A 19,169-nucleotide genomic window follows, 5' to 3' on the forward strand; every position below is an offset into this window, starting at 1 on the left:
CAAAGCCCAGTCTTGCAATAACAATCAAAACGGACCACTCAAGTGGGGCTGATCAGGAAGGGTCCGCGTAAGCCAAGTCCTTGTCGCGAAGTAACTCGTTCACTGCGGATGCCAAAATTTCCAGCGTAGTTTTTGGATCGTCAGTCATAGGTGCAGACTATCATATGTGAGTGCCATACAGCCAAGGCTGCTTTTGCGATCGGGTCTGGTATTGGCGAACGTACATATAGGGAGCGCGAACCGGACAGGCGGTTCACAATAGGACTAGCCTGTCTTTAACAGGGTCAAGAACAGACTGTCGACTTTCGGTCATGAAATTAGGGAAGCAGACAATTACTTCGGTAAAGATCCGGAAGGTTCCGGCCCCAAGCAGACCTCGGCCTGTCGCACTAGACCGATCCGCGGCTAACTCAAGGCGAGCATTGGACAGAGGTACATCTTATGGGGGTTTTAAAGACCTCCCTACACGTGTACTTTTTTGCAAGGGTTCAGACGGTGCGAGTTCTTACTATTGATAAAGATAGATTTTCACATTCATACCAAAACAAGCATTCTCGATGCTGCGTTTGATTTTTCTCAAACAAAGCTCGATGAATACATTGAGAATGCAGGTCTTGATTGCATTGCGATAACCAACCACAACCTTTTTGACAAAGAGCAGTTTGCCGCAATCAGAGACGCGGTCACCGTGCCTGTTTTCCCGGGTATCGAAGTTGATCTTTGCGGAGCTCAAATTCTCGTTTTCACCGACGGACAGGATCTCGATAGTTTCGAAGAACAGTGTAGACAGGTATCTGCTAAATGCGATGAGGTTGGCGCGTCCATCACAGTTGAAGATTTTAAAAGCATCTTCGGTGATCTTAGCAACTACATTTTGATCCCTCATTATGACAAAAAGCCAGCCATCAAAGAGAATACGCTTGCACAACTTGCGCCACATGTAACGGCTGGAGAGGTGAGCAGCGTAAAGAAGTTCATATACAGCATGAACAGCGCTGAGAGGCTGGTTCCCGTGTACTTTAGTGACTGTCGTGTGCGGGATGATCTAGATCCCTTACCCACGCGACAAACTTACCTGGATTGTAGCGAACCGACGTTTAGCGCGATTAAAGAATGCCTTCGCGACAAAACCAAAGTCGCCCTTTCAAAAGCAGACGGAAACCGATTATTTCAAGTATTTGAAAACGGCCAACAGCTTTCAACAGGTCTCAATGTGATTTTGGGGGACCGATCATCTGGCAAGTCGCATACGCTTGAAGCGCTGAAGAAACGCTTTCCGGAAGCTCATCATATACGGCAATTTGCTTTGGTAGCTCGAGATGCTGACGAAGACGAGAAGAAGTTCAATTCATACTTGACGCGCAAGCAGGGTCTCTTCTCGAAGGACTACCTCACAGACTTGCAACAGGTCATCGAAGATGTTCTGGACATCGACTTAGACGGAGATACGCGTCAGGTTGAAGCGTATCTCTCCTCCCTTTTGGAGTTCGCGCGCGAGCGGGAGCGGCATGACGCTTTTTCAAAGGCCAGAATCTACAGAGAAGATCTATTTCCAGATCGGAACCTTAAAGGCCTTCGAGATCTGATCGCTTCGACCAAGAATCTTATCAGCAATGTTGAGTTCAAAGAAACCATTGCAAAGCATCTGGCTCGCGAAAGCCTTGTCTCTCTCTATGTCGACCTTATGCAGCAGTATGCGCGCCAAGAAGAGCTGCGACTGAAAAAGGTCTGGGTCAACGACCTCGTTCAAAACATCAAAGCCAAACTCCAATTGCGATCCGCAGCACCCAGGATTTCTGATGTCGACTTGTATGAAGTTGCTTTGAATAAGAGGAAAGTCGCCAAATTTGAAGAAATCTCAAAGCTGGCGCAGATGCCGAAGACACCCCTGCGCAAAAGTATGCGCGGTTTCTCTGTTGTTGCCGAAGTAGGGCCCTTTAGAGGAACCCAAGAGATGTGGAACGTGTTGAGGCGACGCCCGGCATCATTCGCAAATGCCTTCAAGGCATACGGCGAGCCTTATCGGTTTTTGCAAGAGTTGAAAGCAATTGGCGGAGATGTGAAACCTCCTGATTTCTGCAAGTACTTCGTGAAAATCGACTACCGGATCTTGAACAAAGATGGGTTTGATGCGTCGGGTGGCGAAAGGTCCGAGTTCTTCCTGCTCGACGAGATTGAAGGTGCTGCGGAGCATGAAATGCTGCTGATCGATGAACCTGAGTCATCTTTTGACAACTCATTTCTGAAGGACGACGTAAACTCTCTCATCAAAGAGATGGCAAAAAAAATGCCTGTTGTTGTGGTGACGCATAACAACACTGTAGGGATGACCATCAAGCCCGATTATTTGCTGTTTACTGAGAAAGCCATCGAAGACGGTGAAGTCGTCTGGCGGACATACTCAGGCTATCCTACCAGTAAAAAGCTGACATCCCCCGACGGAACGGACGTCGCTACGTTCGATATAGTGCTTGGAAGCCTCGAAGCTGGTTCAAAAGCATATGACGAAAGGAGGCATAGCTATGAAAATCTTAAAGATTGAGAAAGAGCAGGGATACTTTTGCCTGGAACAAGGTAGTGAATGGAAGCCTATCGACTCGATTGACAAAGTCGCGTTGCTTAAACTGCTGGACTTGTATCTTGAAAACGATGTTGAGATGGACTCCCCAGATGAACAGAGTTTGAGCAATCAGGCGCATGCCATCATATATCGTGGCATCTTCGATAAGTTGTCGCAGCTTGTTGAAGAAAAGAGTCGGTTCAAGGACGAGAGCGAAACTCTCTATCTTGACGAGATGAAGAAATACGCTGCTCAGTGAGCGGTCGACCGCTGCGTTCAGTTTTCGACTTTACCGTTGTATCCGTGATTGCAGCTTGCGCTTGTCGCTTAAGTTCCCTTGCTGTCGTGGCAAAGGTCGGCTTTAGTCCGCAACCGGATTTGCGGCAGATTTTAATCGACACGGCGAATTGCGTCGTAATATCAGGGTAATGCGTTTTGATAAGTGTATGATGGGCAATGGCTGGAATCGGATCTTCCTGATTATTTCGCAATCAGGAGACATTGTATGGAGCCGAGACGAAACATGCGCCCTAACAACTCAAGCGAAATCAAACATTCCGCCTAAGTTGTTGTAATTTATGAAGACAGGTTGATGCCAGTCCGACGTTTCGCGAAATTAAATGCGCTCGGCGAAACTTTATGTGCTTCCCTACAAAAGGATCAGACGTCAAGATTGGCCACCGTGAGCGCATTGTCCTGAATGAACTCGCGGCGCGGCTCGACCTCGTCACCCATCAGCTTGGTGAAGATGTCGTCGGCATCGTCTGCTTCCTTCACCTTGACCTGCAACAGCGACCGGACATTGGGATCGAGCGTCGTTTCCCAGAGTTGCTCAGGGTTCATCTCGCCGAGGCCCTTGTAGCGCTGCAACGAGATGCCTTTCTGGCCAAAGGAATAAACCTGATCCAGCAGGGCTCTCGGGCCGCGAATTTCTGTCGGGACATCCTTGCGTCGAAGCACCGCAGCCTTGCCGTAGATTTCGCTCAAGTGGTCCGCATGGGTCGCGAGCCGGCGGGCATCTGCGGAATCCAGCAGTGCCGCGTCAATGGTTGCAGCTTCTTCCACGCCGCGAACCGTGCGCCGGAACACGAGGCTGCCGTCGTCCCTGGCTTCGCCCACCCAGCCCCGTTCGAATTCATCGGCCAGAATGTCCATGCGCCGCGCGATATAGGCCGCTGCTTCCTCCGCCTTGGAACGGTCTTCAAGGATCTCGGCGTTCAGGGCACCGGCGATTGCCGCCTGTTCAACAACGTCACGGTTATACCGCGAATGCAGTCCGTCGAATATTTCCGCGATCTTTCGGGCTGTTTCCACAACGGACCGCAGATCCTGTCCTGTCCGGACCTCGCCATCGGCGAGCGTCAGGGAGGTATCGTCAAGGCCCTGTGCGATCAGATAGTCCTCAAGCGCCAGCTGGTCCTTGAGGTACTGTTCCGACTGGCCGCGCTTCACCTTGTAGAGTGGCGGCTGAGCGATATAGACATATCCGTTTTCTATCAGTTCGGGCATCTGCCGGAAGAAAAAGGTCAGGAGAAGGGTGCGGATGTGAGCGCCGTCGACGTCAGCATCGGTCATGATGATGATCTTGTGGTAACGCAGCTTCTCGATATTGAATTCTTCTTTGCCGATACCGGTCCCCAGAGCCGTGATCAGGGTCCCGATCTCGTTGGACGACAGCATCTTGTCAAAACGGGCGCGCTCGACGTTGAGAATCTTACCGCGCAGTGGCAGGACAGCCTGGTTTTTCCTGTGCCGGCCCTGCTTGGCTGAACCACCCGCCGAATCGCCCTCCACCAGGAAGAGTTCGGCCTTGGATGCATCGCGTTCCTGACAGTCGGCGAGCTTGCCGGGCAGGGACGCGACGTCAAGCGCACCCTTGCGGCGCGTCAGTTCACGCGCCTTGCGTGCGGCTTCACGGGCGGAAGCGGCTTCGACCACCTTCGAAACGATCGCCCTGGCCGGCGCGGGATTTTCTTCCAGCCACTCGCTGACGATTTGCGAAATCAGGTTTTCGACAACGGGCCGGACCTCGGAGGAAACCAGCTTGTCCTTGGTCTGCGATGAGAATTTCGGGTCGGGAACCTTCACGGACAGGACGCAGGTCAGTCCTTCACGGCAGTCATCGCCGGAAAGCGAAACCTTTTCCTTTTTCATCAGGCCGGTTGATTCCGCGTAGCCCGTGACCTGGCGTGTCAGCGCAGCGCGGAAACCGGCAAGGTGTGTGCCGCCGTCGCGTTGGGGAATGTTGTTGGTGAAACACAGCACCTGCTCGTGATAGCTGTCATTCCACCACATAGCCGTCTCGACGGTGATGCCGTCTTTTTCGGCCTTCATGTTGATCGGTTCTTCGATCAACGGGTGCTTGGCGCGATCAAGGTAGCGCACGAAGGCTTCAAGACCGCCTTCGTAGAGCAGTTCCTCGACCACGTCCTCAACGCCGCGCTTGTCCGTCAGGATGATGCGGACACCGGAATTGAGAAACGCAAGTTCGCGCAGCCTGTGCTCCAGCGTGTTGAAGTCGAATTCGGTTTTGCTGAAGGTCTCGGTAGACGGCAGGAACGTGACTTCGGTTCCCTTTTGCCCGTTCGCAGGCCCGACGACTTTCAGCGGATCCTGTGCCTCGCCATGGGCGAAAGTCATGGTGTGTTCCTGGTCGTTGCGCCAGATGCGCAATTCCAGCTTTGTGGAGAGTGCGTTGACCACAGAAACGCCCACACCGTGCAGACCGCCGGAGACCTTGTAGGAGTTCTGGTCGAATTTTCCGCCCGCATGCAACTGGGTCATGATGACTTCCGCTGCCGATACGCCCTCTTCCGAGTGAACATCCGTCGGGATGCCGCGGCCATTGTCGGAAACGGTGACGGAACCGTCCGGATTGAGTGTAACGGTCACATGGTCGGCGTGACCTGCGAGCGCTTCATCGATCGCGTTGTCGACCACCTCGTACACCATGTGGTGCAATCCCGACCCGTCGTCGGTATCGCCGATATACATTCCCGGCCGCTTGCGCACGGCATCCAGCCCTTTGAGTACCTTGATGGAGTCCGCTCCATATTCGGTACCATTGTCGGATTCAGGGGTCGGAACAGGCTCTGACGTGGACGTGTCGCTCATGCGAATCAATCACCAATCGGTTTATCTTTTCTCACCCCGTTATACGGCGTTCCCCGGGGTGTTCAACCACGCGCAGGCTGTAGGCAAGCCAGCGAAGCGATTCTGGTGGAAAACCATAAGATTCAGGCGGATTTATGAGGTTTGGCCCGGTCGGATCAGATGACCTTCGCCCGCGTCAATCTCGAAGATCTCGGCATCGCGCGGCAATGCTTCGAAAAGGGCCTCGTCCGTTCCGGTCATAAACACCTGACCGCCGAGCGAAGCCAATCTGGAAAACAAGGCGGCGCGGCGGGAAGGATCAAGGTGCGCGGCAACTTCGTCGAGCAGCAGAACCGGTGTCATGCCACTGACTTTTGCCGTCAGTTCCGCGTGGGCGAGAATGAGCCCGATCAGAAGGGCTTTCTGTTCACCGGTCGAGGAATGGGCCGCCGGCATGTCCTTGGCAGCGTGTCGGACTTTCAGATCACTCAGGTGCGGACCGTTGAGGGTCCGTCCTGCGGCGCGATCACGGGCACGACCGTCGACCAGGGCATGCCGATAGTGTTCCTCGCGGTCTGCCGCGCTCAGGCCGATTGTTTCAGCCTCGAATGCACCTTCCAGCGTCAGGGTCGCCCGCGGAAAGGGCAGGGCCTGGTCTGTCCCCTCGCGGATCATTTGCTCAAGCAGGCCGACCGTTTCCTGCCGAGCGATCGAGACGGCTGTACCGAGTTCGGCCACCTGTTGTTCAAGAGCACTCAGATAGGCGTCTGTGCCACCCTGATCCAGCAGCCGGTTTCGCTGCCGCAGGGCATTTTCGAAATCGCCGACCCTGCGGCCATGTGTCGGATCAATGGCGAGCGTCAGGCGGTCGAGAAACCGGCGGCGGGCCGATCCGGAACCGGTGAACAGGCCATCCATGGCAGGAACGAGCCAGAGGACGCGCATGTAGTCCAGCAGGGTTTCCGACCCGCGAACGTCTTCACCGTCGATCCGCACCTTGCGGCCCGGCGACCCGGCACTGATCCCTGTCCCGATTCTGGTCTCCAGCCCGTCGAGCTCAACCGTGGCTGCTACGCTCCAGCCCCCGTCGCCGGTCGCGCGGGCAACGTCGGCCAGGGCGGCACGGCGCAGGCCTCTGCCGGCCGTCAGGAAGGAAACTGCCTCAAGAATGTTGGTCTTGCCAACCCCATTGGCACCAACAAAGGCTGCCATCTTCCCGGATACGGGAAACGAAAGAGTTGCATGGTTGCGAAAGTCGGTCAGAGACAGCCGGGTCAGCCTCGCCGTCCGGAATTCACTCATCTACCCACTTCCGCTTTATCTGGCAGCCTCTGCGGAAATCAGACGCGCATCGGCATGAGAACGAACAGGCAATCTTCGACCGTGTTGTCCTGAATAAGTGTCGGTGAACCGGAATCCGCCAGCCGGAACAGCGCGGTGTCGCTGCTGAGCTGGTTGGCTATGTCGAGCAGGTATCGGGAATTGAAACCGATTTCGAGCGGTTCGGCATCGAACTCGACGGCCACTTCCTCTGTTGCACTTCCCGAATCCGGGTTGTTCACGGTCAGAACCATGCGGCCTTCGCTCAGCGACAGTTTGACTGCTCGCCCGCGTTCCGACGAAATCGTCGATACTCGATCGACGGCTTCCTTGAACTCGTCGCGGTCAACGCGCATTTCCTTGTCGTTGCCTTGTGGAATGACCCGGCCGTAATCGGGGAACGTGCCGTCTATCAGTTTCGAGGTCAGGACAACGGATCCCGTGGTCAGTCTGATCTTGGTCTCGGAGAGTTCGATCTGGACATTGGCTTCCGGGTCTTCCAGAAGTTTCTGGATCTCGCCAACGGTTTTGCGCGGCACGATGATGCCCGGCATTCCCGACGCGCCCTGGGGAGCAGGAACTTCTGCCTGCGCCAGACGGTGACCGTCAGTCGCAACGGCGCGGAAGTGCTGGCCGCTGGCCGCATCAACCGTGTGGAGGTAGATGCCGTTCAGATAGTAGCGCGTTTCTTCCGTGGATATCGCGAATTGGGTGGTATCGATAAGCTTGCGGGTATCGGCTCCGGTAAGCGCAAAACCATGACTGAAATCGCCGGCGGTGAGGTCCGGAAAATCGGTCTCCGGCAACATCTGCAGTGTGAATTTGGAGCGCCCGGCCCGGATCTCCAGCGTGGCATTGTCGCTGGTGGTTTCCAGGACGACCTGCGAGCCTTCCGGCAGCTTCCGAACGATATCGTAGAACATGTGCGCCGGGACGGTTGTCGCACCCGGCAGTTCGATCATGGCGGGCACCGATTCAACGATTTCGAGGTCCAGATCCGTGGCCTTGAGGTTGATCGCGCCGCCATCGGCGCGCAACAACACGTTGGACAGGATGGGAATTGTATTCCGGCGCTCGACCACACGATGAACATGGGTCAAGGACTTGAGGAGATCGGTCCGCTCGAGGGTCGCTTTCATACGCTTCTTCCATACTCGTGAAGAGTCAGGCAGAGATGCCTGACCAAACTGGACATTCAGGCTCCTTAGGGAGCGGGGGGAAGACACTGCCCTTAACCGCTGCCAAAAGCAAGGGGGCGCCCGCCCGGAACGCCCCCAAATTTGATCGAAAATAGTCTAAACTAGTCCTTATGCATCCAGCATCCGCTTCAGCAGCTCAAGCTCCTGCGCAAGAGCATAATCACCCCGCGCCATTTCCTCGATTTTGCGCACTGCATGAAGAACAGTTGTGTGGTCCCGGTTGCCGAAACGGCGCCCGATTTCCGGAAGCGAGCGTGGTGTCATGACCTTGGCAAGGTACATGGCGATCTGGCGTGGACGCACGATAGTGCGGGTGCGGCGGGCAGAGAGAAGATCAGCCTTTGTAACGTTGTAGTGCTTTGAAACAACGCGCTGGATATCTTCGATCTTGACGCGGCGTGGTTCGCTGGAGCGAACCAGATCGCGCAGGGTCAATTCCGCCATTTCCTGTGTGATCGGCTGATTGGTAAGTTGATTATGTGCGATCAGGCGGTTGAGGGCGCCTTCAAGATCGCGTCCGGATGAAGCGACGTGACGCGCCACGTAGTCCAGAACACCTTCGGGCACATCGAATTGCGGATATGACCTTTGCGCCGTTTCGACACGCGACGTGAGAATATTCCGGCGCAGAGCGAAGTCAGGTTCCTGAATGCCGACGACAAGCCCGCCCGAAAGCCGGGAGCGGACGCGGTCATCAAGCGTATCGAGTTCGGAAGGCGCGCGGTCGGCGGCAACGATGACCTGACGCGCACCGTCGATAAGTGCGTTCAGGGTGTGACAGAATTCCTGCTGGACTTGCTTGCCGTGCAGAAACTGCATGTCATCGATCAGGAGGAGATCAATTGTACGCAACGTGTCCTTGAAAGCCAGTGCAGACTGGGACTTCAGCGCCGCGACAAACTTGTACATGAAATGCTCGGCGGTCAGGTAAAGCACCTTGTGTCCGTTGGCGCGTGCCTTTGCCGCGACGGCCTGCATGAGATGGGTTTTTCCGAGACCAACGGAAGCATGCAGGTAAAGCGGATTGAAAGTGACGGAGCCTCCAGCAGCAACCTGACGGGCCGCAGCCAGTGCCAGATTGTTGGATTCGCCTTCGACAAATGTATCGAACGTGTATTTGGGATCCAGCGCTGCCCCTTGCAGCACGTCACGCGCGCTGTCGGTGCCCGTGTCGCCGCGACCGAGTGCTGCGGTGGCTGCCTGTGCCCGTGTAACCTGGGATGCATCCGAGAGCACATCGACACGTGCGTCTGCCGTCGCCGGTTTCATTCCTGCCGGTGTGGCCAGGCTCGGCTGTGCAACCGGGGTCTGACGGGGGCGAATGGCACCGCGCACGGTCAGTTCGATGCGATGAACATTGTCGCATTCGCGCTGCCACAGTCCCATAAGCTGGTCGTTGTAGTTGTTCTGGATCCACTGTTTGAGAAATCGTGTTGGAACGGACAGGCGCACAGTGCCGTCCTGATGTTCCTCGAGGTCTACGCGCGCAAACCAACTGGTAAACACATCATCGCCCAATTCTGCGCGAAGCTGCTTCTTTACGCGCTTCCACTGTTCGGAGCCGCCTGCCTCCTGAACCTGCATGTCATTTGCCTCCTGTAATCATGAAGAACGGTCCGCCACAGCCGTTCTTCGACGCCTCGCTGCTTGTGCAGCATTATTTTGTCCCATTTGGGACGGTTATAGTGCTGGCAGCCGAAATAGTTCCGCCACCTCGCCCCTGTCTAGCTGCAGGGTAACTAACTTTGAGTCCAGGGCAGTCCGGCAGCTTTCCATCCGGACCGGGTTCCGCGGTGACCGTCTGCATCGAGCGGCCCTTCGAAACCATCAGAGATATTGAAGCAATTTGTATAGCCGGCTTGCGTCAGGGCAATGGCTGCTGCCTGGCTCCGCGCGCCGGAGCGGCACAGAAAATAGATTGGCGCGCTCCGGTCAAGTCCTTTTTTTGCCAAAAGGTCTGAAACCGCCGCGCCAAACTCCGGATTCGGACCGGAAGGCGGAAAACTCTGCCATTCCACCAGCATCGGTTCCTTGCCAATCGGTCGCAGGTCCGGCAGTCCGACAAATGCCCATTCTGCCTGGGTGCGCACGTCAACAAGCACCGAGGTCTCGTCGCCGGAAAGCTCGGTGAAAGCTTCCTGTGATGTCACATTCCCAGCGTAGCCACCCTCACTTCGCACAATCTGCCCCCTTCAATAGCCGTAGGCTATCGAGTAAAAGTAAAATCAAGAATTCCGGGAAAGAGAATTAGTCCAGATTGGAGCTAACTGCCCTGGCTGTCGAATACATTCATGTATCCAGTCCAAGGTCTTGGTGCTACGTGCTCAGCTATACATCTTTTAGACTTATTCATTTTTGATCCAAGCACCATTTTCAAGTCGTTTGCTGGTCTTCGTCGCCAGCCGCATCCTTAATATACAGACGAAGATGACGGGGGCAACAGCGTCTCCTGACGATTTCCGGATATGTCAGGTTTTTGGCCGCAGGTGAGAGTTTTTTGCGCATTGTGGGCGATCGAGCAAACGCTTTCTGCGGCAATGACTTTTTGCATTTTGGTGCGCCGTCGCAACTCGAAAACAACATTTTCAAAAAAATTTTCAGAAGGAATAGCTTGACTCGTATCGAATCCGGTTCGATTGCCTTTTGGAACACCTACATGTGCGTAAAGCTTTGAAATTATTACATTTTCCGTGACAGCATCGAGGGCGGTAAAATTGACGATATTGCCTGCGCCGGTTGTCAAATCTCGTCATCCACAAAATTGCATGGCTAAAAAAAACCCGGCAGTACTGCCGGGCTTTTATAACACTTATCTGACGCGAAAACTATGCGCCAAGTGCCTTGATGCGAGCATTCAGGCGGGAAACCTTCCGCGATGCTGTGTTGGCATGCAGAACGCCTTTGGAAGCTGCGCGCATGATTTCCGGCTGCGCTGACTTGAAGGCCTCATTGGCGGCAGTCTGGTCACCGGAAGCAATTGCTTCTTCGACCTGACGCAGGTAGGTGCGCATGCGGCTCCGGCGAGATTTGTTCGTGGCCGTCCGGCGGGCAATCTTGCGGGCCGCCTTCTTGGCCGATGGTGTGTTGGCCATGGGCTCAATCCTGATCGGTAAATGGGACTAGTGTCCGGTGACAATCGGGACAAAGGCGCGAAGGCGGTAAGACCCGATCAAATAACAACGGCGGCAGAAGTCCGCCACCGATTGGGCGCTGCTTATAATCGCGCTTGGGCCCGCCGTCAACGGCTTATCGTTGATACCGATAAGTTTATTTGTTGCGGAACTGGGGGGTACGCTTCTCGGAAAAGGCGGTCATACCCTCTTTCTGATCTTCCAGTGCAAACATCGCCTGGAAAACGCGTCGTTCGAACCGGACACCCTCGGAAAGGGTTGTTTCGTAGGCCCGGTCTACGCTCTCTTTTGCCATCATGACGACCGGCAACGAGAACTCCGCGATTTTCTCCGCCGCTTTCAGCGTTTCCTCAAGCAGATCGTCTGCCGGGACAATCCGGCTGACAAGGCCGCTGCGTTCGGCTTCTTCGGCATCCATCATGCGGCCTGTCAGGACCATCTCCATGGCTTTCGACTTGCCGACAAACCGCGTGAGCCTTTGTGTGCCGCCGGCGCCAGGTATCACGCCGAGCGTGATTTCCGGTTGGCCGAATTTGGCCGTGTCTGCGGCAATGATGAAATCGCACAGCATTGCCAGTTCACATCCGCCCCCGAGTGCGTAGCCGGCAACGGCGGCAATGATCGGCTTGCGGTTTCTGGATACCCGGTCGAACGGGGTGATCAGATCGGTCTGATAGGCGGATGAGAAGTCATGCGGCAGCATTTCCTTGATATCCGCACCCGCGGCAAAGGCTTTCTCCGAACCGGTGACCACCACGCAGCCGATTCTCTCATCGGCGTCGTACCCGTCCAATGCTGTTCCAAGTTCCGCGATCAACTCCGAATTCAGCGCATTCAGCGCCTCAGGCCGGTCGAGCGTGATCAGACCGACTTTGCCGCGTTTTTCAACACGGATGTTCTTGTATCCCATTTCGCCTGCTCCCAGTGCCAGCACATATCAAATAGACGCGACATGCCTAGCCGACCGGGGGCACGTCTGGCAAGGTTGGCAAAAAGGAGGTGGCCGGCGTTCGGTCTTGTCTTTCAGGACTGGCAAACCGGGCAATGAAAGGTGGAGCGATTGGATTGGACGAGGCGTGCAATTGTGCCTTTGCAGCCCTTTTTCCGGCAAGCTTCGCCTTCCCGATCGTAAACGGCGAAGGAATGCTGGAAGTAACCGAGAGTACCGTCTGCCTTGGTATGGTCGCGCAGCGAGGAACCGCCTGCACGGATGGCATCATGAAGCGTCTCGCGAATGTGGATTGCAAGTTCCTCAGCCTTTTTCGTCGGCTTTCCGGACGTCGCCGTCAGGGTGCCTGCGATACGTTCCGGACTGAGACCGCTGCGCCACAGCGCTTCGCACACATAAATGTTTCCGAGCCCGGCGATAAGTTTCTGGTTCAGGAGCGCTGCCTTGAGCGGTGACTTGCGGCCTGCAAACAGGCGAGCCAGGGTTTCGCCGCTGAGATCGTTTCCAAGCGGCTCCATTCCCAGATCCTTGAAGTATGCGTGTTCGTCCAGTTGTGGGCGGGGGATCAGGGTCATGAAGCCAAACCTGCGCGGATCATTATATATGATGCGCGCAGTGGCACTTTCACTCGTCTTCAGGTGAAACACCACGTGATCGTGTTTCGGGTCCTTGTTTCTCTCATGTGCAAAATCACCGGGTTCGTGTAGCACGGAATCGTTCTCGACCCGGAATGATCCGGACATTCCAAGGTGCATGACGAGAACATCACCACTGTCGATGTCAGCCAGAAGATACTTTGAGCGCCGTGACAGGGCAGCGACCCGCTGCCCGGCAAGTCGGCTTGCGAACCGGTCGGGGAACGCAAACCTGAGGTCCGGACGGTTCTGATCGACGGAGACGATTTTTGCACCTTCGAAGGTCGGAGCAAGTCCCCGCTTGACCGTTTCAACTTCCGGCAATTCAGGCATCTACGAATCTCTCAACACTGGTTTCTGTTTCTTTTGCACGCTATAGGCCTGCGGCATATGGCTTTGAAGGCTGGCAAAGATAGCGCTTGTCGGGTGCTTGTACTATTGTCCGGCGCGATTTGAAGTGAATTCGAGACAAGTATCCGCCAGGAGGCGCATTCATGACGCAACAGACCCAGGGACAGTCGGGGACATCGGGCCGCACACCCGAGGACATGCCGACAAGCTTTGGCTTCACCAGGGTTGCCGAAGGACAGAAGCAGTCGCTGGTGGATGACGTCTTTCACAAGGTTGCGGACCGCTACGACCTGATGAACGATCTCATGTCGGGTGGTTTCCACAGGGTGTGGAAAGACGCAATGGTGTCCTATCTGGCGCCGCCCAAATCGTCGGCGTCCGGCTGGCGTCTTCTCGATGTCGCCGGTGGCACCGGTGACATTGCCACCAGGGTGGTTCGCCGGTCGAACGAAGCCGTCGAGGCGGTGGTTTGCGACATCAACGAATCCATGTTGTCCGTCGGACGGGACCGGGCTGCCAAGGCGGGCCTCTCCGATCTGATAACCTTTTCGCAGGGCAATGCCGAGGAGCTGCCGTTTCCCGACAAGAGTTTCGACGCCTACACAATTGCGTTCGGGATCCGCAACGTTCCGGATATCCCGAAAGCCCTTGGCGAAGCCCACCGGGTTTTGAAGCGCGGCGGCCGTTTTCTCTGTCTTGAGTTTTCCGAAGTGGACATCCCTTTCCTGGACAAGGTCTATGACACTTTTTCCTTCAACGCGATCCCGCCGATCGGCAAGTGGGTGACCGGCGACGCGGATCCCTATCAGTACCTGGTGGAATCGATTCGCAAGTTTCCGGGTCAGGAACGTTTTGTTGAAATGATCCGTGAGGCCGGGTTCGAGCGCGTGGGGTATCGCAATTATTCAGGTGGGATTGCCGCCTTGCATTTTGGCTGGAAATTCTGATCGATGACGCTTCCGGTAATGTCTTTTTTCCGTCTGGCGCGGGCGGGATTTGTGATGGCGCGCGAAGGCGTGTTCGGTCTTGTTGCCTTGCCGGACCTTCCGACCGGTCCGCGCATTGGCATCGCAATGGCCCGTCTGCTGGAGCGCCGGTCGGTCAAGGACAAGAGTGCGGAACTGCGCCTGTCGGATGCACTCAACAAGCTTGGCCCCTCCTACGTCAAGCTTGGCCAGTTTCTCGCGACGAGGGCAGATGTGGTCGGCAAGGATGCGGCACGGGAATTGTCTGCGCTGCAGGACCGGCTGCCGGCTTTCGATCACGAAGCGGCAAGAGCAGCCATTTGCGAGCAACTCGGGCGCCCGGTCGACGAAATCTTCGATGAATTCGGTGAGGCCGTCGCCGCAGCATCCATCGCACAGGTTCATCCCGCCATCATCAGGCAGAAGGACGGGTCGGAAGAAAAGGTTGCCGTAAAGGTTCTGCGCCCCGGCGTTGCCCGCCGGTTTCAACGTGACCTGCAGAGCTACTACCTGGTCGCCAGGCTGGCCGAACGGTTCCACGCCCCGTCCCGCAGGCTTCGCCCCGTGGCCATCGTCGACACGCTGGCGCAGTCGGTCGCGATTGAAATGGATTTCCGTCTCGAAGCAGCAGCTCTTTCCGAAATGGCGGAAAACACATCCGATGATCCCGGTTTCCGCGTTCCATCCGTTAACTGGATGCACACGGCAAAGGGCGTCCTGACCATGGAATGGATCGACGGCCGCAAGATGTCGGACGTCGACGGGTTGATCGAGGACGGACACGATCTGGAAGCGCTGGGTGCCGCTGTTATCCAGAGTTTCCTGCGTCATACCCTGCGCGATGGCTTTTTTCATGCGGATATGCACCAGGGCAATCTGTTCGTTCACCCGGACGGTACGCTTGTCGCCGTCGATTTTGGCATCACCGGCCGGCTGAACAAGCGTGAACGGCGCTTTCTGGCCGAGATCCTTTTCGGTTTCATCACGCGTAACTACAGACGCGTAGCCGAAGTTCATTTCGAGGCTGGTTACGTCCCGGCTGATCAGGATGTCGACATGTTTGCCCAGGCCATCCGGGCCATCGGAGAACCCATCCACGGTCACGACGCCAGCGAAATCTCCATGGCGCGCCTGTTGACCCAGCTGTTCGAGGTGACCGAGCTCTTCGACATGCGCACCCAGACGCAGTTGATCATGCTTCAAAAGACGATGGTTGTTGTGGAGGGCGTTGCCCGCTCACTCAATCCGAACCTCGATATGTGGCGGACCGCCGAACCGGTCGTCGGCAGCTGGATAAAGGAGCATCTGGGTCCGGTCGGCAAGTTGCGTGACGCCGGGGATGTCGTGTCGGCCCTGACACGAGCCGCGAACGACTTGCCGATCTTTGCCGACAGGATCGGGCACATGTCGGAAGCGCTTGAAAGAATGACAAGAGACGGCTTGCGGTTCGACCGGGAAACGGCGGAAACTATCGGCAAGGCGGAAGCCCGTCACACCCGATCCGGACGCATCGCCCTGTGGGTGATCGCAGCCTGTGCATTGGTGCTGACATATCTCGCGATATGAACGGTGGATCCGGTCGACCCGTCGAGACGGGTATCGGGTTGAGCAGAGCTGCGCGTGTGGCCGGCCGCTGATCGTTCCGCTAGCACGTTTCGATGTGATCGAGAGCAATCTTTTTCGAAATCGTTCGGATTTCTTCAGCAAGTACCCTGTCGTCGATCGTCCGCGACAAAACCATGCCGCCGATGCAGGTCGCGGCCAAACCAATGGCTTTTTCGCGTTTGTCGGCCCGGTCGGGCAGATTGTGTTCGAACAGCCAGATCATGGCCCGCAACAACGCCTCGTAGGCGGTCCGGACTTCGGACGTTGCACGCGCGACATCAGACGGCAGAGCGATCATCGGGCACTGCCCTTCAAGATCCCCGAGATGCTTGTCTGAAAGATAGCTTTCTATCATGTCGCGAACGGTTTGCGGGCCGCCATTTGCCGGATCGACACCGGCTTCGTCCCGCCAGGTCTTCCCCCGTCCGTTCAGAAACGAGGCAACCGCTTCTGCGTAGAGCTCTTCCTTGTTCCTGAAATGGTTGTAGAACCCGCCTCGTGTCAGGCCGGCTTCCGCCATGATCGTGTCGATGGAAACCTCTGAAAATCCATGTCGGTTAAACAGGATACGGGCACATTCCACGATCCGGTTCCGTGTCGCCGACTTGTGTTGGGCACTATAAGGCAATCAAACCTCCAAAGCGTGACGTCTCATTCTAGTGAGGCACAAAAAATGTTCTTTAACATAAATAGAAAAGTGGCAAGAACGGTTTGTCTTTTTTGAAATCAAACCGGACCGCGATATGGAAAACCTGTTCGAAGCAATCCCTTATATCAACGCATACAAGCCAACATTTCTCGTTCTCGGCGCGTTGGCTCTGGTCGTTCTGATCCAGAGCTTTCTGACTGCCCCGCTGGCATTTGCCAAAGAAGAGCAGACGCCGGTCATGCCGCTACAGTTCGATCATTCGAAGCTGAGTTTCAGGGCAATCAGGACCTATCAGAATTCCGCCGAGAGTTTCCCCGCATTTCTTGCAGCTGTGCTTGTTGCGGTGGCGGCTGGCGCCTCACCACTTGTCGTCAATTCGATATCCGGGATCTATCTCCTCGCACGCATCCTGTTCTGGGCATTTTACTATGGCGGGATTGGCAGGATCGCAGGCGGTCCGCGCACAATTGCGTTCGTCACGTGCCTCCTGGCCAATATCGTGATCGCGGTTGCAGGACTGATCAGTCTTGTTTGAGTGCAGCCAGGAGGATGGGAGGAACGGTCTGCTCAAGAATATCCACCAGGTCGGGATCCATGAATTGGAACTCGTCCGGGATATCGAGCACGTAAACAACTTCGGAATTCAGGAGCTGACGAAAGCGGGCTTTTAGTCTTGAGGAATGCTCATCCTCCATCACAAGGACGAGATCCGCCCAGTCAATGTCGGCGTTCTGTACCTACTTGCGCGCAGCCTTGCTTGTTCCGCAAGAGCGTGCACGAATGCCGGGAAACGACCTGAAGAGGGTTTCTGCGGTCGGGCTTCGCCACCTGTTACGGCTGCATACAAACAGGACATTGATGGTTTCATCGCGCATCGATGAATCTGGCCCCTCTTTTGGTCATGGATGAGCTGTGACTATGGCTTTGTTACCCGCCTGAGCGTCAGATTGATGCGCCCGCCATTCTTCAGCAACGTCGACGTTCCTTTGAGGACGCGGTCGATACCATGATAGGCAAGGCGGGCGTCACCACCCAAAACCACGACGTCTCCCGACTGAAGCCGGAAAGACCTGGTGGGGCCGGTCCGCTTAAGGCCACCGACCCGGAATGTTGCTGTGTCGCCGAGCGAAACGGAAATGACCGGAGCAGCGAAAGTCTGCTCGTCCCGGTCCTGATGAAGGCCCATCTTTGCACCGGGTTCGTAGAAATTGACGAGACAGGCTTCAGGCCGGGGAGCTTCGGGTGCAAGATCACTCCACAAAGCCAGCAGGCTCTCCGGGATCTCCGGCCAGGCGTCCCCGGTTGCAGGATGGCCTTCCTGGTAGCGGTAGCCGTTGATATCCGAAACCCAGCCAAGTGGCCCGCAATTGCTCATTTTCACTGAAAAAGGCTTGCCTGTCTTTGGCATCACCGGTTGGTAAAGCGGCGCAGCGGCAACAATCGAGCGGATTTGCTCCAGAAGGTGTTCCTGAGCTGTGCGGTCGAAATATCCGGGATGATAGGCAAGGCCGGTCAGGCCGTTTATCGGAATGTCCTGCATGCTCTTTCCCATAAAGTATAAACTCAGTCTCCGCAGCCTCCACAGCCCGACCCGCCTCCGCTGTCACCCCCACCGCATCCGGCGCCGCATCCGGACGAACTCCCGGTCGCCTTGATGAAGATCGCGCGGACGAGAAGAACAATGACGACCACGCCGAGAATGAACCACAATGTGTGCTCGCTTGCCCAGTGCCAGACCATATTGCGCAGTTTTTCCAGAAGCGTGTCACCCGCGGGCTGTCCATGCGCAAAGGCAAGACCGGTACCGAACAAAAGGGCGAACAGGGAAATCAGCGCACCATAAACCCGTGCCGGAATGTTTGTGAGCCTTTGACATGTCAGCAAGACCGAGTAGGGCAATCGAGGTTTTGGGAGGAGCCAGACATCCTTCGAGTTGATCCGCATGAAATGCGGTGCCCTGCCGAACCGGATGTCCGCTGGTGGCCAGATATCTTCAGGCGGTGGATTGCCGAATTCGGACTGGTAAAGCTCCAGCGTCTTTTGATAGGCATCGCGGAAAAGCGCGGACTGGTCGGCGCCGCCTTTGGTTGGCATGTGATGGAGCGGACCACCGAGTGCGTCCTTGAACGGTCCCCAGTAATGGCGCGTATAGGTGAGGTGCAGGTGCCAGGCCTGGTCCACCTCGTCGCTTGGGGTCACCATTCCGGCCTTCATCCGGCTCAGATATGCAAATCGAAGATATTCGACTATTACCTTGAGGGCGTAATCATGTGTCCAGTTGTTGTCACGGGCCAGACGCTTCGAGAAGGGAAGGTCGGCCTCCACGACGTCGGGATGGCAGCTATGGATACGATTCCAGAGTTCAGGATCATTCACGGCAGCCTCCTTTGGCAGGGCAAATCCCGATTTTTGTCGAGACCCTAGGTCAAAAGTTTAAAGCATTTCCGAAAACCGGGAGAAACGCTTGCAAATGGTTCTGGATTTGCTATCGACACCCGAACAGTAACCATCTGGGAAGAATTATCCGCCATGTCAGGCAATTGTCAGTGGACAGATGTCTTGCAGGCAAAGTTTCATCCACCTATATAGCGGTCAAGCTTCGCGCTAAATCCTGAGCATTCGCTCTGGCGTGATGTCCGGGTTTTTCCCGGAACCCAAGTGAGAGGAGCCGGATTTGACGCCTTCACGGGTCTATCCGGTTTGCTAGAAAGA

Annotated in this window: 18 protein-coding genes; 5 read left to right on the forward strand and 13 right to left on the reverse strand. The window is 55.9% G+C overall.

Features of this window, described 5'->3' with window-relative positions:
- Positions 1–511: 511 nt before the first annotated feature.
- Both LA5095_RS22440 and LA5095_RS22445 read left to right on the forward strand, forming a co-directional pair.
- On the forward strand, positions 512–2,542 hold the full coding sequence (locus LA5095_RS22440; protein WP_144436113.1) for a PHP domain-containing protein: 2,031 nt from the start codon (positions 512–514) through the stop codon (positions 2,540–2,542).
- Complete coding sequence (locus LA5095_RS22445) at positions 2,523–2,819, forward strand: hypothetical protein (protein WP_055119084.1); 297 nt, start codon at positions 2,523–2,525, stop codon at positions 2,817–2,819. The genes LA5095_RS22440 and LA5095_RS22445 overlap by 20 nt, the downstream gene beginning before the upstream one ends.
- A 401-nt stretch (positions 2,820–3,220) precedes the next feature.
- Here LA5095_RS22445 and gyrB read toward each other — a convergent pair whose 3' ends face one another.
- From gyrB to mutM, 9 genes are all read right to left on the reverse strand, one after another.
- On the reverse strand, positions 3,221–5,674 hold the full coding sequence (gyrB, locus tag LA5095_RS22450; RefSeq protein WP_055119086.1) for a DNA topoisomerase (ATP-hydrolyzing) subunit B: 2,454 nt from the start codon (positions 5,672–5,674) through the stop codon (positions 3,221–3,223).
- 132 nt (positions 5,675–5,806) lie between these two features.
- Positions 5,807–6,955: a DNA replication/repair protein RecF gene (recF, locus tag LA5095_RS22455; RefSeq protein ID WP_055119088.1), complete on the reverse strand. Its 1,149-nt coding sequence runs from the start codon at positions 6,953–6,955 to the stop codon at positions 5,807–5,809.
- Between the two features lie 38 nt (positions 6,956–6,993).
- Complete coding sequence (dnaN, locus tag LA5095_RS22460; protein WP_055119090.1) at positions 6,994–8,112, reverse strand: DNA polymerase III subunit beta; 1,119 nt, start codon at positions 8,110–8,112, stop codon at positions 6,994–6,996.
- Between the two features lie 168 nt (positions 8,113–8,280).
- Positions 8,281–9,756, reverse strand: a complete 1,476-nt coding sequence (gene dnaA, locus LA5095_RS22465; RefSeq protein WP_055119092.1) for a chromosomal replication initiator protein DnaA — start codon at positions 9,754–9,756, stop codon at positions 8,281–8,283.
- A 155-nt stretch (positions 9,757–9,911) separates the two neighbouring features.
- Positions 9,912–10,352, reverse strand: a complete 441-nt coding sequence (locus tag LA5095_RS22470) for a rhodanese-like domain-containing protein (protein ID WP_055119093.1) — start codon at positions 10,350–10,352, stop codon at positions 9,912–9,914.
- Between the two features lie 230 nt (positions 10,353–10,582).
- Positions 10,583–10,915 (reverse strand): hypothetical protein, encoded by a 333-nt coding sequence (locus LA5095_RS22475; RefSeq protein WP_055119096.1) that lies wholly within the window; start codon positions 10,913–10,915, stop codon positions 10,583–10,585.
- 82 nt (positions 10,916–10,997) lie between these two features.
- The gene (gene rpsT, locus LA5095_RS22480; RefSeq protein ID WP_055119098.1) at positions 10,998–11,264 is read right to left on the reverse strand and encodes a 30S ribosomal protein S20; all 267 of its coding nucleotides are present in this window, start codon (positions 11,262–11,264) and stop codon (positions 10,998–11,000) included.
- A 175-nt stretch (positions 11,265–11,439) separates the two neighbouring features.
- Complete coding sequence (locus tag LA5095_RS22485; protein ID WP_029064115.1) at positions 11,440–12,213, reverse strand: enoyl-CoA hydratase; 774 nt, start codon at positions 12,211–12,213, stop codon at positions 11,440–11,442.
- A gap of 113 nt (positions 12,214–12,326) precedes the next feature.
- Positions 12,327–13,220 carry a bifunctional DNA-formamidopyrimidine glycosylase/DNA-(apurinic or apyrimidinic site) lyase gene (gene mutM, locus LA5095_RS22490; RefSeq protein ID WP_055119100.1) on the reverse strand — a complete coding sequence of 298 codons (894 nt, stop codon included), beginning with the start codon at positions 13,218–13,220 and terminating at the stop codon, positions 12,327–12,329.
- Positions 13,221–13,381: 161 nt separating this feature from the next.
- Here mutM and ubiE point away from each other — a divergent pair, with 161 nt between their 5' ends.
- On the forward strand, positions 13,382–14,185 hold the full coding sequence (gene ubiE, locus LA5095_RS22495) for a bifunctional demethylmenaquinone methyltransferase/2-methoxy-6-polyprenyl-1,4-benzoquinol methylase UbiE (protein WP_055119102.1): 804 nt from the start codon (positions 13,382–13,384) through the stop codon (positions 14,183–14,185).
- Positions 14,186–14,188: 3 nt separating this feature from the next.
- Complete coding sequence (ubiB, locus tag LA5095_RS22500; RefSeq protein ID WP_055119104.1) at positions 14,189–15,769, forward strand: 2-polyprenylphenol 6-hydroxylase; 1,581 nt, start codon at positions 14,189–14,191, stop codon at positions 15,767–15,769.
- 79 nt (positions 15,770–15,848) lie between these two features.
- On the opposite strand, the gene LA5095_RS22505 is transcribed toward ubiB, so the two are convergent.
- Positions 15,849–16,436 carry a TetR/AcrR family transcriptional regulator gene (locus tag LA5095_RS22505; RefSeq protein ID WP_055119105.1) on the reverse strand — a complete coding sequence of 196 codons (588 nt, stop codon included), beginning with the start codon at positions 16,434–16,436 and terminating at the stop codon, positions 15,849–15,851.
- Between the two features lie 115 nt (positions 16,437–16,551).
- Here LA5095_RS22505 and LA5095_RS22510 point away from each other — a divergent pair, with 115 nt between their 5' ends.
- Complete coding sequence (locus LA5095_RS22510; RefSeq protein WP_055119107.1) at positions 16,552–16,992, forward strand: MAPEG family protein; 441 nt, start codon at positions 16,552–16,554, stop codon at positions 16,990–16,992.
- On the opposite strand, the gene LA5095_RS33310 is transcribed toward LA5095_RS22510, so the two are convergent.
- The 3 genes from LA5095_RS33310 to LA5095_RS22525 all read right to left on the reverse strand — a co-directional run bounded on the left by LA5095_RS33310 (position 16,979) and on the right by LA5095_RS22525 (position 18,833).
- The gene (locus LA5095_RS33310) at positions 16,979–17,152 is read right to left on the reverse strand and encodes a hypothetical protein (RefSeq protein ID WP_235808781.1); all 174 of its coding nucleotides are present in this window, start codon (positions 17,150–17,152) and stop codon (positions 16,979–16,981) included. The genes LA5095_RS22510 and LA5095_RS33310 overlap by 14 nt on opposite strands.
- A 221-nt stretch (positions 17,153–17,373) precedes the next feature.
- Positions 17,374–17,997: an alpha-ketoglutarate-dependent dioxygenase AlkB family protein gene (locus LA5095_RS22520; protein WP_055119714.1), complete on the reverse strand. Its 624-nt coding sequence runs from the start codon at positions 17,995–17,997 to the stop codon at positions 17,374–17,376.
- 23 nt (positions 17,998–18,020) lie between these two features.
- Positions 18,021–18,833 (reverse strand): glycine-rich domain-containing protein, encoded by an 813-nt coding sequence (locus tag LA5095_RS22525; RefSeq protein WP_055119109.1) that lies wholly within the window; start codon positions 18,831–18,833, stop codon positions 18,021–18,023.
- Positions 18,834–19,169: the final 336 nt, after the last annotated feature.

The organism is Roseibium album (genome assembly GCF_001404515.1).
In the GTDB taxonomy this organism is placed as follows: Bacteria; Pseudomonadota; Alphaproteobacteria; order Rhizobiales; family Stappiaceae; genus Roseibium; species Roseibium album.

Coding starts and splice junctions, on each gene's coding strand:
- LA5095_RS22445 (WP_055119084.1), top strand. CDS start 2,523: ATGAAAATCTTAAAGATTGAGAAAGAGCAGGGATACTTTTGCCTGGAA.
- gyrB (WP_055119086.1), bottom strand. CDS start 5,674: ATGAGCGACACGTCCACGTCAGAGCCTGTTCCGACCCCTGAATCCGAC.
- recF (WP_055119088.1), bottom strand. CDS start 6,955: ATGAGTGAATTCCGGACGGCGAGGCTGACCCGGCTGTCTCTGACCGAC.
- dnaN (WP_055119090.1), bottom strand. CDS start 8,112: ATGAAAGCGACCCTCGAGCGGACCGATCTCCTCAAGTCCTTGACCCAT.
- dnaA (WP_055119092.1), bottom strand. CDS start 9,756: ATGCAGGTTCAGGAGGCAGGCGGCTCCGAACAGTGGAAGCGCGTAAAG.
- rpsT (WP_055119098.1), bottom strand. CDS start 11,264: ATGGCCAACACACCATCGGCCAAGAAGGCGGCCCGCAAGATTGCCCGC.
- LA5095_RS22485 (WP_029064115.1), bottom strand. CDS start 12,213: ATGGGATACAAGAACATCCGTGTTGAAAAACGCGGCAAAGTCGGTCTG.
- mutM (WP_055119100.1), bottom strand. CDS start 13,220: ATGCCTGAATTGCCGGAAGTTGAAACGGTCAAGCGGGGACTTGCTCCG.
- ubiE (WP_055119102.1), top strand. CDS start 13,382: ATGACGCAACAGACCCAGGGACAGTCGGGGACATCGGGCCGCACACCC.
- ubiB (WP_055119104.1), top strand. CDS start 14,189: ATGACGCTTCCGGTAATGTCTTTTTTCCGTCTGGCGCGGGCGGGATTT.
- LA5095_RS22510 (WP_055119107.1), top strand. CDS start 16,552: ATGGAAAACCTGTTCGAAGCAATCCCTTATATCAACGCATACAAGCCA.
- LA5095_RS33310 (WP_235808781.1), bottom strand. CDS start 17,152: ATGGAGGATGAGCATTCCTCAAGACTAAAAGCCCGCTTTCGTCAGCTC.
- LA5095_RS22520 (WP_055119714.1), bottom strand. CDS start 17,997: ATGCAGGACATTCCGATAAACGGCCTGACCGGCCTTGCCTATCATCCC.